This window comes from Streptomyces sp. NBC_01474, from assembly GCF_035918215.1.
Classification (GTDB): domain Bacteria; phylum Actinomycetota; class Actinomycetes; order Streptomycetales; family Streptomycetaceae; genus Streptomyces; species Streptomyces aureus.
On the sequence record NZ_CP109449.1, the window covers coordinates 5,193,720 to 5,210,238 of the forward strand.

Below are 16,519 nucleotides of genomic sequence, written 5' to 3' on the forward strand. Positions count from 1 at the left end.
CGGCCACCGGGCCGCCGGGCCTAGGCTTGAAGGCATGAGCACGTCGCCGGGCCGTCGCGGCCACGTCACAGGCCTTCCCGAATGGGACCGCTGCGCGGTCATGGGAGTCGTCAATGTGACGCCCGATTCCTTCTCCGACGGGGGCCGCTGGTTCGACACGACGGCCGCCGTGAAACACGGCCTCGAACTGGTCGCACAGGGCGCCGACCTCATCGACGTCGGCGGCGAGTCGACCCGCCCCGGCGCCACCCGCGTCGACGAGCACGAGGAGCTCAAGCGCGTCATCCCCGTCGTGCAGGGCCTGTCCTCGGAGGGCGTCGCCGTGTCCGTCGACACCATGCGCGCCTCCGTGGCCGAGCGCTCCCTGGCGGCCGGCGCCTCCCTCGTCAACGACGTCAGCGGCGGCCTCGCCGACCCGGCGATGATCCCCGTCGTCGCCGCGGCGGGCGCCCCCTTCGTCGTCATGCACTGGCGCGGCTTCCTGGAGGGCGGCAACGTCAAGGGCACATACGAGGACGTGGTCTCCGAGGTCGTCGCCGAGCTCCGCGCGCGCGTGGAGGCCGTCATCGAGGGCGGCATCGCCCCCGAGCGCATCGTCGTCGACCCGGGCCTCGGCTTCTCCAAGGAGGCCGCCCACGATCTGCAGCTCCTAGCCCACCTGGAGGAGCTGCGCGCGCTCGGCCGCCCCCTGCTGGTCGCCGCCTCCCGCAAGCGGTTCCTCGGCCATGTGCTGGCCGGCGACCAGGGCGCCCCGCCCCCGGCCCGCGAGCGCGACGCCGCCACGGCCGCCGTCTCCGCGATCGCGGCCCATCAGGGCGCCTGGGCGGTCCGCGTCCACGAGGTCCGCGCCACGGCGGACGCGGTCCGTGTCGCCCGCGCCGTAGAGGGAGCCCAGTGACCCCACCGAGGGAGCCCGACGAGCCGCGCGGTGCGGCGGCCAGGCGCACCGACGCGGAGGCCGTGGACAGCGCCAACCGCTCCTTCTACGAGGCACTGGAGCGGGGCGACTTCGAACTGCTGACGGCGCTCTGGATCGCGCCCGAGGACGTCTCGTACAGCGAGGACTCCGACGAGGCCGAGGACACGTCCATCAGCTGCGTGCACCCCGGCTGGCCCGTGCTCACCGGCCGCGGCGAGGTCCTGCGCTCGTACGCGCTGATCATGGCGAACACCGAGTACATCCAGTTCTTCCTCACGGATGTGCACATCAGCATCGTCGCCGACACGGCTCTGATCACCTGCACCGAGAACATCCTCAGCGGCGGCCCGGCCCCCGAGGAGGGCGACGAACTCGGCCCGCTCGTCGGCCAGCGCGTCGTCGCCACGAATGTGTTCCGTCGCACACGTGACGGCTGGAAACTGTGGTCGCACCACGCGTCGCCCGTACTCGCCGAGTCCGAGCCCGAGGGCGACGCCGGCGAGGAAAGCGACGAGACACCCTCCTGAGCAGCTCCTGACGGGGTGGGCGGGTCCACGTGGCACCCACGCGGTTGCCGTAGCGCGCTGGTGGGTAGGGGCGCGGCTACCAGCGGTGAGCCGCCCTGTCCATAGCCCCCGCGGGCGAACGCTGTCGGTGCTCGCAGGTAGATTCGATCGAGGCTGGTGTGCCGACCGCACTCGGTACGAACCCGCCGCTACCGACGATTGCAGGAGTGATTCGCGTGGATCGTGTCGCGCTGCGCGGCCTCAAGGCCCGCGGGCACCATGGCGTCTTCCCCAAGGAGCGCGAGGAAGGCCAGACCTTCATCGTGGACCTGGTGCTCGGACTGGACACACGCGCGGCCGCGGCCGACGACGACCTGGCGAAGACCGTGCACTACGGCATCGTGGCGGAGGAGGTCGTGGCCGTCGTCGAAGGCGATCCGGTCGATCTCATCGAGACGCTCGCCGAGCGCATCGCCGGGACGTGCCTGAAGCACGAAGGAGTCCTGGAGGTCGAGGTCTGCGTCCACAAGCCGGACGCGCCGATCACCGTCCCCTTCGACGATGTGACCGTCACCATCACCCGGAGCCGAGTATGACTGCATCTTTCACCGAGGGCCCCAGCGATCCGACCGTACAGCCGGTGCCCGCCTCCGTGGTGGAACAGGTGGACGCGGCCGACACCACGCTCTCCAACCCCAAACGCGCGGTGATCGCCCTCGGCTCGAACCTGGGGAACCGCCTCGAGACCATCCAGGGCGCCATCGACGCGCTGGAGGACACCCCCGGCGTCCGCGTGAAGGCCGTCTCGCCCGTCTACGAGACCGAGCCGTGGGGCGTCGAGCCGGGCAGCCAGCCCGCGTACTTCAACGCGGTGATCGTGCTCCGCACGACCCTCCCCCCGTCCTCCCTCCTGGAGCGGGCGCACGCCGTCGAGGAGGCCTTCGACCGCGTCCGTGACGAGCGCTGGGGGGCCCGCACGATCGACGTCGACATCGTCACGTACGCCGACGTCGTCTCCGACGACCCGGTCCTCACGCTCCCCCACCCGCGCGCGCACCAGCGGGCCTTCGTCCTCGCGCCCTGGTTCGACGTGGAGCCGGAGGCACAGCTGCCGGGCCACGGACCGGTCGCCGAGCTGCTCGCCGCGGTCACCCGCGAAGGCGTCGCGCCGCGCGCCGACCTGGAACTCCAGTTGCCCGAATAGTCGTTAGGGTCATGCGGGCACACGAAGACAGCGCGGGGACTGAGGGGCGACCACCGGAATGAAGCAACTGCGCATCAGGACGCTGGCCGGCCTCTTCCTGGGCGCCGGTGTACTGAGCTGGGCGGGCGCCCGCCTGTGGGATTCGGTCGGCACGCTGCCGAGGGTCCCGCTGGCGGCGCCGATCGTCCTCGCCGTGATCGCCGTCATCCTGCTGGCGACCGCGCTCTCCATCCGGGCCCGGCTGCGCGCCCAGCGCGAGCGGCGCCCCGGCGCCAAGGGCGTCGACCCGCTGATGGCGGCCCGCGCCCTCGTCTTCGGCCAGGCCAGCGCCCTGGTCGCCGCCCTGGTCGCCGGGATGTACGGCGGCACAGGCGCCTTCCTGCTCGAGCACCTCGACGTCCCGGCCCGCCGCGACCAGGCGATCTACGCCGGTTTCTCGGTCCTCACCGGCATCGCCGTGATAGCGGCCGCCCTCTTCCTGGAGCGCGTCTGCAAGCTCCCTGAGGACGACGACGAGGACCACGGCGGGGCCGCACCGGCGGCCTGACCCGCCAGGGACCCACTGAGGGCCCACTGAGGGCCCGGGGGACTCACGGGGGCCCGCCATGTGCCTGCCGCGTGCCCGCACGGGCTCAGCGCGCGATGATCAGGCTCATCGCCTCGTTGCGCGTCGCCGGGTCGCGCAGCTGGCCGCGCACCGCGGACGTGATGGTCTTCGCGCCCTGCTTGCGCACCCCGCGCATCGTCATGCACATGTGCTCGCACTCGACGACCACGATCACCCCGCGCGGCTCCAGGATCTCCATCAGGGAGTCGGCGATCTGCGTGGTCAGGCGTTCCTGGACCTGCGGGCGCCGGGCGTAGACGTCCACGAGGCGGGCCAGCTTCGACAGGCCCGTGATCTTGCCGTCGCTCGACGGGATGTAGCCGACGTGGGCGACACCGACGAACGGCACCAGATGGTGCTCACAGCTGCTCTGGACCTCGATGTCCTTCACCAGGACCATCTCGTCGTGCCCGAGGTCGAACGTCGTCGTCAGGACATCCTCGGGCTTCTGCCACAGGCCCGCGAATATCTCCTTGTACGCCCGAGCCACCCGCGCCGGCGTCTCCTTGAGGCCCTCGCGGTCGGGGTCCTCCCCGACCGCGATGAGCAGCTCACGCACAGCGTTCTCGGCCCGCTTCTCGTCGAACTCGCCGATCGGCCCCTCGCCGTCCAGCGCCACCGGGTCGGTCATCTGTGCCTCTTCCTTGAACAAAGAACCGCGTCCCCCACACCGTAAGGCGTGGGGGACGCGGTTATCCATTCCGGGGTGATCAGGCCTCGGGGCTGTCCGTAGGAGCGATGTCCAGCCCGGACTCGACGCCCGTTGCCGTGCCGTTCGAACCGTTCGTCAGTGACAGCTCCCTGGGGGAGAGCACCGGCGGGCGGGTCGAGGGGGTGCGGCGGGAGGAGCCGGTCCACGCGGGGCGGGCCGGGCGCTTCACGATCGGAGCGAAGATCTCGGCGATCTGCTCCTTGTTCAGCGTTTCCTTCTCCAGGAGCGCGAGGACCAGGTTGTCGAGAACGTCTCGGTTCTCGACGAGGATCTCCCAGGCCTCGTTGTGCGCGGTCTCGATGAGCTTCTTGACCTCTTCGTCGACGAGCGCGGCGACCTCTTCCGAGTAGTCGCGCTGGTGCGCCATCTCCCGGCCGAGGAACGGCTCGGTGTTGTCGCCGCCGAACTTGATCGCGCCGAGCCGCTCGGTCATGCCGTACTGCGTGACCATGGCCCGCGCGGTCGTGGTCGCCTTCTCGATGTCGTTCGCCGCGCCCGTGGTCGGGTCGTGGAAGACCAGCTCCTCGGCCGCGCGCCCGCCCAGCATGTAGGCGAGCTGGTCGAGCATCTCGTTGCGCGTGGTCGAGTACTTGTCCTCGTCGGGCAGGACCATCGTGTAACCGAGGGCCCGTCCACGGGACAGGATCGTGATCTTGTGCACCGGGTCGGAGTTGGGCGAAGCCGCCGCGACCAGGGCGTGTCCGCCCTCGTGGTACGCGGTGATCTTCTTCTCCTTGTCGGACATGATCCGGGTCCGCTTCTGCGGGCCCGCCACTACGCGGTCGATCGCCTCGTCCAGCATCGAGTTGTCGACGAGCTTGAGGTCGCTGCGCGCCGTGAGGAGCGCCGCTTCGTTCAGCACGTTCGCCAGATCGGCGCCGGTGAAGCCCGGGGTACGCCGGGCGACGGCGGAGAGGTCGACATCGGGTGCGACCGGCTTGCCCTTCTGGTGAACCTTGAGGATCTCCAGACGGCCCTGCATGTCCGGGCGGTCGACCGCGATCTGCCGGTCGAAACGTCCCGGGCGCAGCAGTGCCGGGTCGAGGATGTCGGGCCGGTTCGTGGCGGCGATCAGGATGACGCCGCCCTTCACGTCGAAGCCGTCCATCTCGACGAGCAGCTGGTTGAGCGTCTGCTCGCGCTCGTCGTGACCGCCGCCGAGACCCGCACCGCGGTGCCGGCCGACAGCGTCGATCTCGTCGACGAAGACGATCGCCGGGGCGTTCGCCTTGGCCTGCTCGAACAGGTCACGGACTCGGGAGGCACCGACACCGACGAACATCTCGACGAAGTCGGAACCCGAGATCGAGTAGAAGGGAACCCCCGCTTCACCGGCAACGGCGCGCGCGAGCAGCGTCTTACCGGTTCCGGGCGGGCCGTAGAGCAGCACACCCTTGGGGATCTTGGCGCCGACGGCCTGGAACTTCGCCGGCTCCTGGAGGAACTCCTTGATCTCGTGGAGCTCCTCGACTGCCTCGTCCGAGCCCGCCACATCGGCGAACGTCGTCTTCGGGGTGTCCTTGGTGATGAGCTTCGCCTTGGACTTCCCGAACTGCATGACTCGGGAGCCGCCGCCCTGCATCTGATTCATCAGGAACAGGAAGACGACGACGATCAGGACGAAGGGGAGCAGGGAGAGCAGGATCCCCACGAAGGCGTTCTGCTTCGTCGGAGCGACGGTGTACCCGTCGGGGATCTGCTTGCTCTCGAACTTGGCCTGCAGATCCTTGGCCACATCGACGCCCTGGTCGCCGATGTAGCTCGCCTGGATCTTGCTGCTGCCCTGGACCTTCTGTCCGTCCTTGAGCTCGACCTTGATGTTGTTTTCGTCGCCGGTGGTCAGCTTGGCCGACTGCACCTTGTTGTCGTCGATGGCCTGAATGACCTGGCCGGTGTCCACTGTCTTGTAGCCACCGGACGAACCGACGACCTGCATCAACACGACCACGGCAAGGACGGCCAGCACGATCCACATGACCGGCCCACGGAAGTATCGCTTCACGTCCATCCATACGGAGCGATGCCGCCCCGTCCCTCCTGCCATAGTGAGTTTGATAAAGGCTGTTTTGAAGACTGTTCTTCGGACGGTACCCCAGCATTGTCACCCGAAGCCGCAGGGGACGGCTGGGAATCTCGCCCACGCATGCTCCAACGGCGGGGAGCCCGCAAGGGTTCCCGACCGTCTCACATGGCTTCGGCGGACGTTCAGCCGCCGTAGACGTGGGGAGCCAGAGTGCCGACGAACGGCAGGTTCCGGTACTTCTCCGCGTAGTCCAGGCCGTACCCGACGACGAACTCGTTCGGGATCTCGAACCCGGTCCACTTCACGTCGATGGCCACCTTCGCCGCCTCCGGCTTGCGCAGCAGCGTGCAGACCTCGAGGCTCGCGGGCTCGCGGGTGCCGAGGTTGGTGAGCAGCCACGACAGCGTGAGGCCGGAGTCGATGATGTCCTCGACGATCAGGACGTGCTTGCCCTTGATGTCGGTGTCGAGGTCCTTGAGGATCCGCACGACGCCGGACGACTGGGTGCCCGCGCCGTACGAGGACACCGCCATCCAGTCCATCGTGACGGGGGTGGACAGCGCACGCGCCAGGTCCGCCATGACCATCACGGCGCCCTTGAGGACACCGACGATCAGCAGGTCCTTGCCCGCGTATTCCGCATCGATCTTCGCGGCCAGCTCAGCCAGCTTCGCGTCGATCTCTTCCTTGGTGATGAGCACCGACTGAAGGTCGGTGCCCATGTCTTTCGCGTCCACCCGCATCACTTTCGGTCGTCCCACCGGCCGCTGAAGGACTCGCGCCCCTCGTCAGCCTTGCCGGATGACCAGTCTGCCACCCTGCCGCTGAGCCACGACCTTGCCGGGGAGATTGATCTCCCCCTGGCCGCGCCAACCGGTGATCAAACGGTCGACCTCTTCGATGTGCCGGGCGAACAGAGCACCCGCCGGGGCGCCGGCCTCGATGGCCGCGCGGCGCAGTACACGGCGGCGTACGGCGGGGGGCAGTGCGTAGAGCTTGGCGCACTCGAGGAGGCCCGCGGGGTCCCGCACCATGGCTTCGGCCTGCGCGGCCCACGTGTCCAGGGCGTCGGCGTCGTCACGGGACAACTGGGCCGTACGGGCGAGCGCCTCGACGACACCCTTGCCGAGCGCCTTCTCCAGGGCGGGCAGCCCCTCGTGGCGCAGCCGGGAGCGCGTGTACGCCGGATCGGTGTTGTGGGGGTCGTCCCAGACGGGCAGCGACTGGGCCATGCACGCTTTGCGGGCGGTCTGGCGGTCGACGTGCAGGAAGGGCCTGCGGTAACGGCCGTCGACCCCCGAGGTCGCGGCCATTCCCGACAGCGAGCGGATGCCGGAGCCGCGGGCGAGGCCGAGCAGGACCGTCTCTGCCTGATCGTCGCGGGTGTGGCCGAGCAGGATCGCGGCGGCGCCGTGGTGGTCCGCGGCGGCGTCGAGCGCGGCGTATCTGGCGTCCCTCGCGGCGGCTTCGGGCCCGCCGTCGCGGCCGACGTGCACGGCCGCGGACTCGACGGGGTCGAGGCGCAGGGCGGTGAGCCGCGCGACGACTTCGGCGGCGCGGAGATCGGAGCCGGGCTGCAGACCGTGGTCCACCGTCACGCCACCGGCGCGGATGCCGAGCTTGGGGGCCTCGAAGGCGAGGGCGGAGGCGAGCGCCATGGAGTCGGCACCGCCGGAGCAGGCGACAAGCACCAGGGGCGGGGTGCGCGGGGCTTCCGGCGCCGCGTGGGGGGCGCTGTGGTCGTTGAGTACGTCGTGGAGTACGCGGCGGACCGCCAGGCGTATCGCCGCGACCGCAGGATGGGGACCCATGTCCGGTTCCCTTCATGAAGTTTTCGGTGGGGGTGTGGCTCGGACTAGTCACTCAACAGCGACTCGGTGATTTCAGTCACTCAGAGTGCGTCGATCGTGACAGAGCCGAGCCATTCCCCGAGCATTGCACGCCTACCCACGGCCCACGGTCCCTCGGATGGGTGATTACCGGGGCGTTCTCCTGCCGTTGGCCGTATTTGTTTCACGACCCTGCCTTACGGTGCACCCTCAGACTTGCGGTGCACCCGCGCGACCCAGTCCGCCGGTTTGGCGATCTCCGCCTTGGTGGGGAGCGTGTTCGGCGATGTCCATACGCGATTGAATCCGTCCATACCCACCTCGTTCACCACGGCCCTGACGAACCGCTCGCCGTCGCGGTACTGGCGCAGCTTCGCGTCGAGGCCCAGGAGCTTGCGCAGCGCCAGGTCCAGGCGGGACGCACCCTTCTGACGGCGCTCCTTGAACTTCTCCCTGATCTCGGTCACCGAAGGCACCACGGCGGGCCCGACCCCGTCCATCACGAAGTCCGCGTGCCCTTCGAGCAGCGACATCACGGCGGTGAGCCGGGCGAGGATCTCGCGCTGGGCCGGGGACTGCACGAGCTCGACCAGGGAGCGGCCCCCGTCGTCGCCCTCGCCCTGCTCGCCCTCGGGGCGTGCGCCCGCCAGGGACTGGGCTGCCTCCCGGATGCGTTCCAGGAACGTCATCGGGTCGACGTCCGTCTCGGCGAGGAATGACTGGATCTCGCCCTCGAGGTGGTCGCGCAGCCAGGGCACGGCCGTGAACTGCGTGCGGTGCGTCTCCTCGTGCAGGCACACCCAGAGCCTGAAGTCGTGCGGATTCACGTCGAGTTCGCGCTCCACGTGCACGATGTTCGGCGCGACGAGGAGCAGTCTTCCGCCGCCGTTCGGCGCGGCCGGCAGGTCCCGGGTGGCGGGGGCGAAGGTCTCGTACTGCCCGAGGACGCGGGAGGACAGGAACGACAGCAGCATGCCGAGCTCGACGCCCGTGACCTTGCCGCCGACGGCGCCGAGGACCGCTCCGCCCGGGCCGGAGCCGCGCCGCTCGTCCATCTTGTCCAGGAGGGGCTTGAGGAGCTCCCTGAACCCCGCCACGTTCGCCCGGACCCAGCCGGGGCGGTCGACGACGAGGACAGGCGTGTCGTGCGCCTCCTCGGTGGACATCCGCGTGAAGCCGCGGACGTGTTCCTCGGAGGCCTTGGCGTGCCGGCGCAGCTCCGCGACGATCGCCCGCGCCTCGTCCCGGGTCACCTCCGGACCCGGCCGCACGAGTCGGGTCGCGGTCGCCACCGCGAGATTCCAGTCGACCATCCCAGAAGCACCACCGATGCTCGTCATGCGTCAACCGTACGTGCTCGGGTCCTGGTGCACAGGGCCTTGGCCCCGGACGGCGCCCCGGTTGTGCCCCTTAGGGGACACGGCCGGGACGGGCGGGGCCGGGGTGCGGGGCGGGTCAGCGGCAGCCGCAGTTCGCGACCGTCGACGCGAGCCGGTCCAGGGCCGCCTGAGCCTGTCCCGGGTTGACGGTGCCGTCCGTCATGAACGCGAAGACCAGGAGCCGACCGTCCGCGTCGACGACCGTGCCGGCCAGTGTGTTCACCCCGGTCAGCGTGCCGGTCTTGGCCCGTACGAGGCCGATGCCCGCCGCGTCGGCCGCGTCGGTGTACCGCTTGCTCAGCGTGCCCGTGAAGCCGGCGACGGGCAGTCCGGTGAGGACCGGGCGCAGCCCGGGGCGCTCGCGTTCGACGGCGTGCGCGAGGACCTGGGTGAGCAGGTCGGCGGAGACCTTGTCGGCGCGGTCGAGGCCGCTGCCGTCCGCGAAGTGGCTTCCGGAGAGCGGGAGTCGGAGCTTGTCCAGCTCCTTGCGGATCGCCGCGCCCCCGCCGTCGAAGCTCGCGGCCTCGTCCGTGGCGAGCGCCACCTGGCGGGCCAGGGCCTCCGCGATGTCGTTGTCACTGTGCGTCAGCATGCGCTCGACCAGGGCCGATACGGGGGGCGACGACACCTTGGCCAGCTTCTCGGAGTCGCCCGACGCCTTGGCCGGGCCCGGCTCGCCCTTCGTCTTGATGCCGCGGTCGTGCAGCAGATCCGCGAACTTCCGCGCGACGGCGGCCGCCGGGTCGGACTCGCGGGGCGCCGGGCCGCTCGACGAGTCGTCCATGCGCGCCTCGTCGGCCATGAGGGCGCTGACCGGCGCGATGTTCTCGTTGGGCCCGATGGGGTGCAGGAGCGGCCCCGAGTAGAGCGAGGTGTCGTACGAGAGCGTGATCTCGTCCGTGTCCCGGCCCTTGAGTTCCTTGGCGGTGGCGTCGGCGAGGGCGCGCAGGCTCGCGTTCGGTCCGGCGTCCTTGCGGGCGGTGAGCGTGGGGTCGCCGCCGCCGACCAGGACGACCTCGTGCGCCGACGAGTCGGGCTCGATGACGGTCTTCGTGTCGATGCGGTGGTCGGATCCCGGCATCGACAGGGCGGCGATCGCCGTGGCGAGCTTGGTGGTCGACGCGGGCGTCAGGGCGTCGCCGGAGCTCTTGCCGTACAGCCGCTCGCCGGTGGCCGCGTCGACGACGGCCGCGGTGCGCCGCTTGCCGAGGGCCGGGTCGTTCAGGAGCGGGTCGAGCACGTCGGCGAGCGCGCGCTTGGTGGGGCCGGGGACCGAGCCGCCCGGCGCCGCGAGGACGGCACGGGCGCTCGGGGCGGCGACCGGCTCGTCGGAGCGCCCGTCGCGGCCGTGATCTGTGCCACCCCCGGCCTCCTGGGACACAGCCCGGCGCGCCTCCGCCGTACGCTGACCGCTGGAGTCCCACGGACCGGCCGAGGCCACCGCCACGGCCGAGAGCGCCAGGCCCAGGGTGGCAGCGCCCGCTGTGAGCTGCCAGGTCTTGACCTTCGTAAGCATCTTCACTGCCTGTGAAACTGCCTGCGAAGCCTTGAGCTCGGGCACCACGGACCAGCCCCTTTCGCGATCACACACCTGCGTGAGGGACACTTAACCACCAGTCGTATGTGTTGATCATGGAGGAGCCACCGGTGGAGTTCGACGTCACGATCGAGATTCCGAAGGGTTCGCGGAACAAGTACGAGGTGGACCACGAGACCGGTCGGATCCGCCTGGACCGTCGACTCTTCACCTCGACCAGCTACCCGGCCGACTACGGATTCGTCGAGAACACGCTCGGTGAGGACGGGGACCCGCTGGACGCGCTGGTCATCCTGGAGGAGCCGACCTTCCCCGGCTGCCTCATCAAGTGCCGCGCCATCGGCATGTTCCGGATGACGGACGAGGCCGGCGGCGACGACAAGCTGCTGTGCGTCCCCGCCTCGGACCCCCGCGTGGAGCACCTGCGCGACATTCACCACGTGTCCGAGTTCGACCGCCTGGAGATCCAGCACTTCTTCGAGGTCTACAAGGACCTGGAGCCCGGCAAGTCCGTCGAGGGCGCCGACTGGGTCGGCCGCACCGAGGCCGAGGCCGAGATCGAGCGGTCCTACAAGCGCTTCAAGGACGAGGGCGGTCACTGACCTCCCCCGCCACGCACGGGCCGTCCGACTCCTCCGGGGGTGGGGCGGCCCGTTCGCGTATCTGTGCTCATACTGAGGCGTACCGGGAGGTGCGCAGACGTCATACGAAGGGCGAGTTGGTGACGGAGCGGGAGCCGGAGGCGGCCGAAGACCGCAAACCGCAGTCGGACGAGGCACGCAGCGCCTTCACACCGCCGCCCGGGGTGGTGCCGCAGACCCCGGCGCCCGAGCAGGACGAGTCGCAGACGACGTCCGAGTTCGCGCTCCCCGACGGGCTCAGCACCCTGGCGGCCGCACCCGCCGACACCAGCGGTTCGGCCTTCACGCCCCCGCAGACCTACAGCTCCCGGTACGCACCGCCCGCGTTCACACCCGCCCACGGCATCCCCACGGTCAAGCTGACCAAGGAGGCGCCCTGGCAGGACCGGATGCGCACGATGCTGCGCATGCCGGTCGCCGAGCGCCCCGCGGCCGAGCCCGTGCAGAAGCACGACGACGAGGGCCCGGCCGTTCCGCGCGTCCTCGACCTGACCCTGCGCATCGGCGAGCTGCTCCTCGCGGGCGGTGAGGGCGCCGAGGACGTGGAGGCGGCGATGTTCGCCGTGTGCCGCTCCTACGGCCTCGACCGGTGCGAGCCGACGGTGACGTTCACGCTGCTCTCGATCTCGTACCAGCCGTCGCTGGTCGACGACCCGGTGACCGCGTCACGGACCGTGCGGCGGCGCGGCACCGACTACACGCGCCTCGCGGCCGTGTTCCAGCTGGTGTACGACATCAGCGACGAAGAGGTCGACGTCTCCCTGGAGGAGGCCTACCGGCGTCTCGCCGAGATCCGCCGCAACCGCCACCCCTATCCCGGCTGGGTGCTCTCCGCGGCCACCGGGCTCCTGGCGGGCGGCGCCTCGATCCTCGTCGGCGGTGACCTCATCGTCTTCGTCGCGGCGGCGCTCGGCGCGATCCTCGGCGACCGACTGGCCTGGCTGTGCGCGGGCCGCGGGCTGCCGGAGTTTTACCAGTTCACCGTCGCCGCGATGCCGCCCGCCGCCATAGGGATCCTGCTGACCCTCGCGCACAACCTCGTGGACGTACGCGCCTCCGCGGTGATCACCGGTGGGCTGTTCGCGCTGCTGCCGGGGCGGGCCCTCGTGGCGGGCGTGCAGGACGGTCTGACCGGCTACTACATCACCGCGGCCGCGCGCCTGCTCGAAGTCATGTACTTCTTCGTCGGCATCGTCATCGGTGTCCTGGTCGTGCTCTATCTCGGCGTTCAGCTGCACGCGCAGCTGAACCCGGAGGCGGCCCTCCAGGTCCTCGACCGCCCCTACTGGCAGATCGCGGCCTCGATGGCGCTCTCGCTCGCCTTCGCCGTCCTGCTCCAGCAGGAACGCTCCACCGTGCTCGCGGTGACGCTGAACGGCGGTGTGGCGTGGGTCGTGTACGGGGCCATGCACGTCGTCGGCGGGATCTCGCCGGTCGCCTCCACCGCGGCGGCGGCCGGGCTCGTCGGCCTGTTCGGGCAGCTCTTCTCGCGCTACCGGTTCGCGTCCGCGCTGCCGTACGTGACGGCGGCGATCGGGCCGCTGCTGCCGGGTTCCGCGACGTACTTCGGGCTGCTGGCCATCGCGCAGAACGATGTGGACGCGGGCCTGGTGTCACTGACGAAGGCGGCGGCTCTCGCCATGGCCATCGCGATCGGGGTGAACCTCGGGTCCGAGATCGCGCGGCTGTTCCTGCGCTCGCCCGGCGCGGCGGGGCGCCGGGCGGCGAAGCGGACCCGAGGGTTCTAGGACGCCGCGAAGGCGCCCTGGCGGTCTAGCGCTTCGCGTGGCGGCCGCGCTGACCCTGCGACGGCGTCTGCGGCTGGGGCATCGCCGCCTCGGCCTTCTTCGACTTGCTGCGCGCCCTCAGGAACTCGATCGCGATGGGGACCACCGAGACGAGGACGATCAAGATCAGGATCGCCTCGATGTTCTTGTGGACGAACGCGATGTTGCCCAGCCAGGAGCCGAGGAGCGTGACGCCCGCGCCCCAGAGCACGCCGCCGATGACGTTGAACGTGATGAACGAGCGGTACTTCATGCCGCTGACGCCCGCGATGATCGGCGTAAACGTGCGGACGATGGGCACGAAGCGGGCCAGGACCAGGGACTTCGGGCCGTACTTCTCGAAGAACTCGTGGGCCTTGACCACGTTCTCCTGCTTGAAGAGGCGGGAGTCCGGGCGGTTGAACAGCGAGGGGCCGACCTTCTTGCCGAAGAGGTAACCCGCCTGGTCACCGAGGATCGCGGCGAGGCAGATCAGGCCGACGGCACCCCACAGGGGGAAGTCCAGCGTGCCGGCGGTGATCAGCAGTCCGCAGGTGAACAGCAGGGAGTCGCCCGGCAGGAAGAAGCCGATGAGCAGACCGGACTCCGCGAACACGATCAGGAGCAGGCCCCAGATGCCGAACGTGTTGAGCAGGTGGTCCGGGTCCAGCCAGCTTGGTCCGAGAGCAAGCGTCGTCACGGTTCCGGACTCCTGAGGGGTGGTGAAGCGAGGGCAATGGCGGTGCAAAGTTATCAACGCCGGATGACGGCACCAGGTTCCAGCCGCCCTCCCAGGATGCACTGTGCGTCAACTGTGGCAAACCTGTGTGTATGGGTATCGAAGACTTCGGCGGCGGCCAGAATCCGCAGACGGATGTGCTCGTCGTCACCACGAACGACGTGCCGGGCTACAGGGTGGAGAAGGTGATCGGCGAGGTCTTCGGCCTCACCGTCCGCTCCAGGCACCTGGGCAGCCAGATCGGCGCCGGACTCAAATCGATGATCGGCGGCGAGCTGAAGGGCCTCACCAAGACACTGGTGGAGACCCGCAACCAGGCGATGGAGCGGCTCGTCGAGCAGGCCCGCTCCCGCGGCGCCAACGGGGTGCTGATGTTCCGCTTCGACGTCACCGAGGCGGCGGACGTGGGCACCGAGGTGTGCGCGTACGGCACGGCCGTGGTGATCGCACCGCGGTAGGGCGGCTACACGTTGCGTACGGCGTTGGCGAGGATCGCCTCCCGCAGGAAGGCGGCCACGCCCTCCCGGTCCTTGTCGAGGTTGCGCCGGTAGCGCTCGTCCACGACGAACATCTCACCGAGAGCGGTCTGGATCTCGTAGGTGCACTCGTAGTGGAACCGGCAGATCTGCTGCCGGTGCTCCTCCGCGAGATCCATCGCGACCCCGGACCCGGGCTCCTCGCCCGAGTCCATGACGGCGATGAGGCGGCGCATCCAGTCGTCGTTCGCCTCCTTGATCCGCAGCCAGTCCTCCTTGGTGTACGAGGCGGCCTTGCGCTGCGACTCGGCGTAGGCCTCGGTGTGGCCCCAGCGTTCCTGCACCTCGTCGGCGTACTGCTCGGGGTCGTGGTCGCCGAAGACCTCGAACTTCTCCTCGGGCGTGAGGTTGATGCCCATCTTGCGTGCCTCCATGGCGGTTTGGACGGCGGCGGCCATCTTCTGGAGCTTGCCGATCCGGGCGGTCAGCAGCTCGTACTGGCGGCGCAGATGCGCGCGCGGGTCCGCTTCCGGGTCGTCGAGAAGGGCCGCGACCTCGTCGAGGGGGAAGCCGAGCTCCCGGTAGAACAGGATCTGCTGGAGCCGGTCCAGGTCGGCGTCGCTGTAGCGCCGGTGACCCGCGTGGCTGCGCCCGACCGGCGCCAGCAGGCCGATCTCGTCGTAGTGGTGCAACGTGCGCACCGTGACGCCGGCGAACCCGGCGACCTGCCCCACGGAGTAGCTCACGGCTCCGGCCCTCTCCCTGTCTTTGTCGGTGTCTTTGTCGGCGCCTTCGTCGGCACGGGTCCCAGCGTGCAGCCTCACGTCACGTGAGGTGCAAGCGGCATTTCCTCCGGGTGTTGTGCGGCTTTCGTCCGCTTATGGTGTGCCGGTGAGCACCGACGAGCAGGCCGCGCCCCAGGAGACCACCCCGGCACGGATGTTGCTGCCGCTGGTCGTCCCCGCGCTCGTCGTAGGCGTCGCGTGCAGCCTGCTGTTCCTCGGCGTGAGCGAGCTCGCCGAGAAGCTCCAGCACGTGCTGTGGACGGACCTGCCCGACGCGCTCGGCGTCGGCGGGTACTCCTCGCTCTGGATGATCGTCATGCTGACCGCGACCGGCATCCTCGTAGGTCTCGTCGTCTGGAAGGCGCCCGGTCACGCGGGACCCGACCCGGCCACCGTCGGGCTCGCGAGCGCGCCGCTGCCGCCGTTCCTGCTGCCCGGGCTGCTCGTCGCGACCGCGCTGATGCTGGCCGGCGGGCCCAGCCTCGGCCCCGAGAACCCGATCATCGCCGCCAACATCGCCCTCGTGTTCTGGCTCGGCGCGAAGGCCCGGCCGGCCGTGCCCCCCGCGCTGTGGGTCCCGCTGGCCGAGGCGGCGACGCTCGGCGCGCTGTTCGGCACGCCCGTCGCCGCCGCCCTCGTCATCTCCGAGGCTCTCGCGGGCAGGAAGATCAGGGGCTCGCTGTGGGACGCCCTGTTCGCGCCGCTCACCGCGGCCGCCACCGGCGCGATGACCACGGCCCTCGTCGCACACCCCACCTTCGACCTCGGCCTGCCCTCCGTCCCCCGGCCGGACGGGGGCGACCTTCTCGCCTCCCTGGTGATCGCCTCCGCGGCAGCGGTCCTCGGCATGGCGGCCGTCTACGCCTTCCCCCACACGCACGCCGCGTTCGGGCGCCTCAAGCACCCCATGCTGATGCTGCCCGCGGGCGGGCTCGTGCTCGGTCTGCTCGGCGCGCTCGGCGGACATCTCACGCTCTTCAAGGGACTCGACGAGGTCGCCGAGCTGGCCCGGGACCCCGACGGCTGGTCGGCCGGCCAGTTCGCCCTGATGACGGTGGTGAAGCTGGCGGCCCTGCTGGTCGCCGCCTCCTGCGGCTTCCGCGGCGGCCGGATCTTCCCCGCGGTCTTCGTCGGGTCGGCCTTCGGCCTCCTCGCCCACGCGCTCGTGCCGGGCGTGCACCCCGCCGTCGGCGTCGCGGCGGGCGTCCTCGGCATCCTGCTCGCCATCACCCGGCAGGGCTGGATCAGCCTGTTCACCGCGGCCGTCCTCGTCTCGTCCCCGACGATCATCGCCCTGCTGTGCATCGCCTCGCTGCCGGCCTGGCTCCTGGTCACCGGACGCCCCCAGATGCAGCTGCGCGACGACGGCACGTCCGTGCGCTGAGAGGTACCGCCG

At 70.3% G+C, this 16,519-nt stretch carries 16 protein-coding genes and 1 pseudogene; 9 read left to right on the forward strand and 8 right to left on the reverse strand.

Annotated elements, in window-relative coordinates:
- Positions 1–34 precede the first annotated feature (34 nt).
- The 5 genes from folP to OG758_RS23825 all read left to right on the forward strand — a co-directional run bounded on the left by folP (position 35) and on the right by OG758_RS23825 (position 3,176).
- A complete protein-coding gene (gene folP, locus OG758_RS23805; RefSeq protein ID WP_326711831.1) occupies positions 35–898 on the forward strand; it encodes a dihydropteroate synthase in 864 nt (287 codons plus the stop codon).
- On the forward strand, positions 895–1,446 hold the full coding sequence (locus OG758_RS23810) for a nuclear transport factor 2 family protein (protein ID WP_326711832.1): 552 nt from the start codon (positions 895–897) through the stop codon (positions 1,444–1,446). The genes folP and OG758_RS23810 overlap by 4 nt, the downstream gene beginning before the upstream one ends.
- 215 nt (positions 1,447–1,661) lie before the next feature.
- Entirely contained in the window at positions 1,662–2,021 is a 360-nt protein-coding gene (gene folB, locus OG758_RS23815; RefSeq protein ID WP_116511517.1) for a dihydroneopterin aldolase, read from the forward strand.
- Positions 2,018–2,629, forward strand: a complete 612-nt coding sequence (gene folK, locus OG758_RS23820; protein WP_326711833.1) for a 2-amino-4-hydroxy-6-hydroxymethyldihydropteridine diphosphokinase — start codon at positions 2,018–2,020, stop codon at positions 2,627–2,629. The genes folB and folK overlap by 4 nt, the downstream gene beginning before the upstream one ends.
- Positions 2,630–2,687: 58 nt before the next feature.
- Entirely contained in the window at positions 2,688–3,176 is a 489-nt protein-coding gene (locus OG758_RS23825; RefSeq protein ID WP_326711834.1) for a DUF3180 domain-containing protein, read from the forward strand.
- A gap of 85 nt (positions 3,177–3,261) precedes the next feature.
- Here the strand turns inward: OG758_RS23825 and folE are convergent, their stop codons facing one another.
- The 6 genes from folE to dacB form a co-directional block, all read right to left on the reverse strand.
- Positions 3,262–3,867, reverse strand: a complete 606-nt coding sequence (gene folE, locus OG758_RS23830; protein ID WP_326711835.1) for a GTP cyclohydrolase I FolE — start codon at positions 3,865–3,867, stop codon at positions 3,262–3,264.
- 79 nt (positions 3,868–3,946) lie between these two features.
- Complete coding sequence (gene ftsH / locus OG758_RS23835) at positions 3,947–5,956, reverse strand: ATP-dependent zinc metalloprotease FtsH (RefSeq protein WP_326711836.1); 2,010 nt, start codon at positions 5,954–5,956, stop codon at positions 3,947–3,949.
- A 197-nt stretch (positions 5,957–6,153) separates the two neighbouring features.
- On the reverse strand, positions 6,154–6,714 hold the full coding sequence (gene hpt / locus OG758_RS23840; protein WP_116511523.1) for a hypoxanthine phosphoribosyltransferase: 561 nt from the start codon (positions 6,712–6,714) through the stop codon (positions 6,154–6,156).
- A gap of 45 nt (positions 6,715–6,759) precedes the next feature.
- The gene (tilS, locus tag OG758_RS23845; RefSeq protein ID WP_326711837.1) at positions 6,760–7,782 is read right to left on the reverse strand and encodes a tRNA lysidine(34) synthetase TilS; all 1,023 of its coding nucleotides are present in this window, start codon (positions 7,780–7,782) and stop codon (positions 6,760–6,762) included.
- Positions 7,783–7,997: 215 nt separating this feature from the next.
- A complete protein-coding gene (locus tag OG758_RS23850) occupies positions 7,998–9,140 on the reverse strand; it encodes a zinc-dependent metalloprotease (protein WP_326711838.1) in 1,143 nt (380 codons plus the stop codon).
- A gap of 115 nt (positions 9,141–9,255) precedes the next feature.
- Complete coding sequence (dacB, locus tag OG758_RS23855) at positions 9,256–10,695, reverse strand: D-alanyl-D-alanine carboxypeptidase/D-alanyl-D-alanine endopeptidase (RefSeq protein ID WP_326711839.1); 1,440 nt, start codon at positions 10,693–10,695, stop codon at positions 9,256–9,258.
- Between the two features lie 131 nt (positions 10,696–10,826).
- Here dacB and OG758_RS23860 point away from each other — a divergent pair, with 131 nt between their 5' ends.
- On the forward strand, positions 10,827–11,318 hold the full coding sequence (locus OG758_RS23860) for an inorganic diphosphatase (RefSeq protein ID WP_100597700.1): 492 nt from the start codon (positions 10,827–10,829) through the stop codon (positions 11,316–11,318).
- A gap of 89 nt (positions 11,319–11,407) precedes the next feature.
- Positions 11,408–13,105 carry a threonine/serine ThrE exporter family protein gene (locus tag OG758_RS23865; RefSeq protein ID WP_326711840.1) on the forward strand — a complete coding sequence of 566 codons (1,698 nt, stop codon included), beginning with the start codon at positions 11,408–11,410 and terminating at the stop codon, positions 13,103–13,105.
- Between the two features lie 55 nt (positions 13,106–13,160).
- Here OG758_RS23865 and OG758_RS23870 read toward each other — a convergent pair.
- A pseudogene (locus OG758_RS23870) lies at positions 13,161–13,823 on the reverse strand (DedA family protein); the annotation flags it as partial.
- Positions 13,824–13,954: 131 nt separating this feature from the next.
- On the opposite strand from OG758_RS23870, the gene OG758_RS23875 reads away from it, so the two are divergent.
- Positions 13,955–14,320 carry a YbjQ family protein gene (locus OG758_RS23875; protein ID WP_326711841.1) on the forward strand — a complete coding sequence of 122 codons (366 nt, stop codon included), beginning with the start codon at positions 13,955–13,957 and terminating at the stop codon, positions 14,318–14,320.
- Between the two features lie 5 nt (positions 14,321–14,325).
- On the opposite strand, the gene OG758_RS23880 is transcribed toward OG758_RS23875, so the two are convergent.
- On the reverse strand, positions 14,326–15,084 hold the full coding sequence (locus tag OG758_RS23880) for a MerR family transcriptional regulator (RefSeq protein ID WP_326711842.1): 759 nt from the start codon (positions 15,082–15,084) through the stop codon (positions 14,326–14,328).
- Positions 15,085–15,277: 193 nt separating this feature from the next.
- Here OG758_RS23880 and OG758_RS23885 point away from each other — a divergent pair, with 193 nt between their 5' ends.
- Positions 15,278–16,507 carry an ion channel protein gene (locus tag OG758_RS23885; RefSeq protein ID WP_326716013.1) on the forward strand — a complete coding sequence of 410 codons (1,230 nt, stop codon included), beginning with the start codon at positions 15,278–15,280 and terminating at the stop codon, positions 16,505–16,507.
- The last annotated feature ends 12 nt before the right edge of the window (positions 16,508–16,519 follow it).

What these genes read in the sequence shown, in the direction of transcription:
- folK (WP_326711833.1), top strand. Translation starts at nt 2,018, where the DNA reads ATGACTGCATCTTTCACCGAGGGCCCCAGCGATCCGACCGTACAGCCG.
- OG758_RS23825 (WP_326711834.1), top strand. Translation starts at nt 2,688, where the DNA reads ATGAAGCAACTGCGCATCAGGACGCTGGCCGGCCTCTTCCTGGGCGCC.
- OG758_RS23885 (WP_326716013.1), top strand. Translation starts at nt 15,278, where the DNA reads ATGTTGCTGCCGCTGGTCGTCCCCGCGCTCGTCGTAGGCGTCGCGTGC.
- dacB (WP_326711839.1), bottom strand. Translation starts at nt 10,695, where the DNA reads ATGCTTACGAAGGTCAAGACCTGGCAGCTCACAGCGGGCGCTGCCACC.
- tilS (WP_326711837.1), bottom strand. Translation starts at nt 7,782, where the DNA reads ATGGGTCCCCATCCTGCGGTCGCGGCGATACGCCTGGCGGTCCGCCGC.
- ftsH (WP_326711836.1), bottom strand. Translation starts at nt 5,956, where the DNA reads ATGGACGTGAAGCGATACTTCCGTGGGCCGGTCATGTGGATCGTGCTG.
- folE (WP_326711835.1), bottom strand. Translation starts at nt 3,867, where the DNA reads ATGACCGACCCGGTGGCGCTGGACGGCGAGGGGCCGATCGGCGAGTTC.
- OG758_RS23875 (WP_326711841.1), top strand. Translation starts at nt 13,955, where the DNA reads ATGGGTATCGAAGACTTCGGCGGCGGCCAGAATCCGCAGACGGATGTG.
- hpt (WP_116511523.1), bottom strand. Translation starts at nt 6,714, where the DNA reads ATGCGGGTGGACGCGAAAGACATGGGCACCGACCTTCAGTCGGTGCTC.
- folP (WP_326711831.1), top strand. Translation starts at nt 35, where the DNA reads ATGAGCACGTCGCCGGGCCGTCGCGGCCACGTCACAGGCCTTCCCGAA.
- OG758_RS23850 (WP_326711838.1), bottom strand. Translation starts at nt 9,140, where the DNA reads ATGACGAGCATCGGTGGTGCTTCTGGGATGGTCGACTGGAATCTCGCG.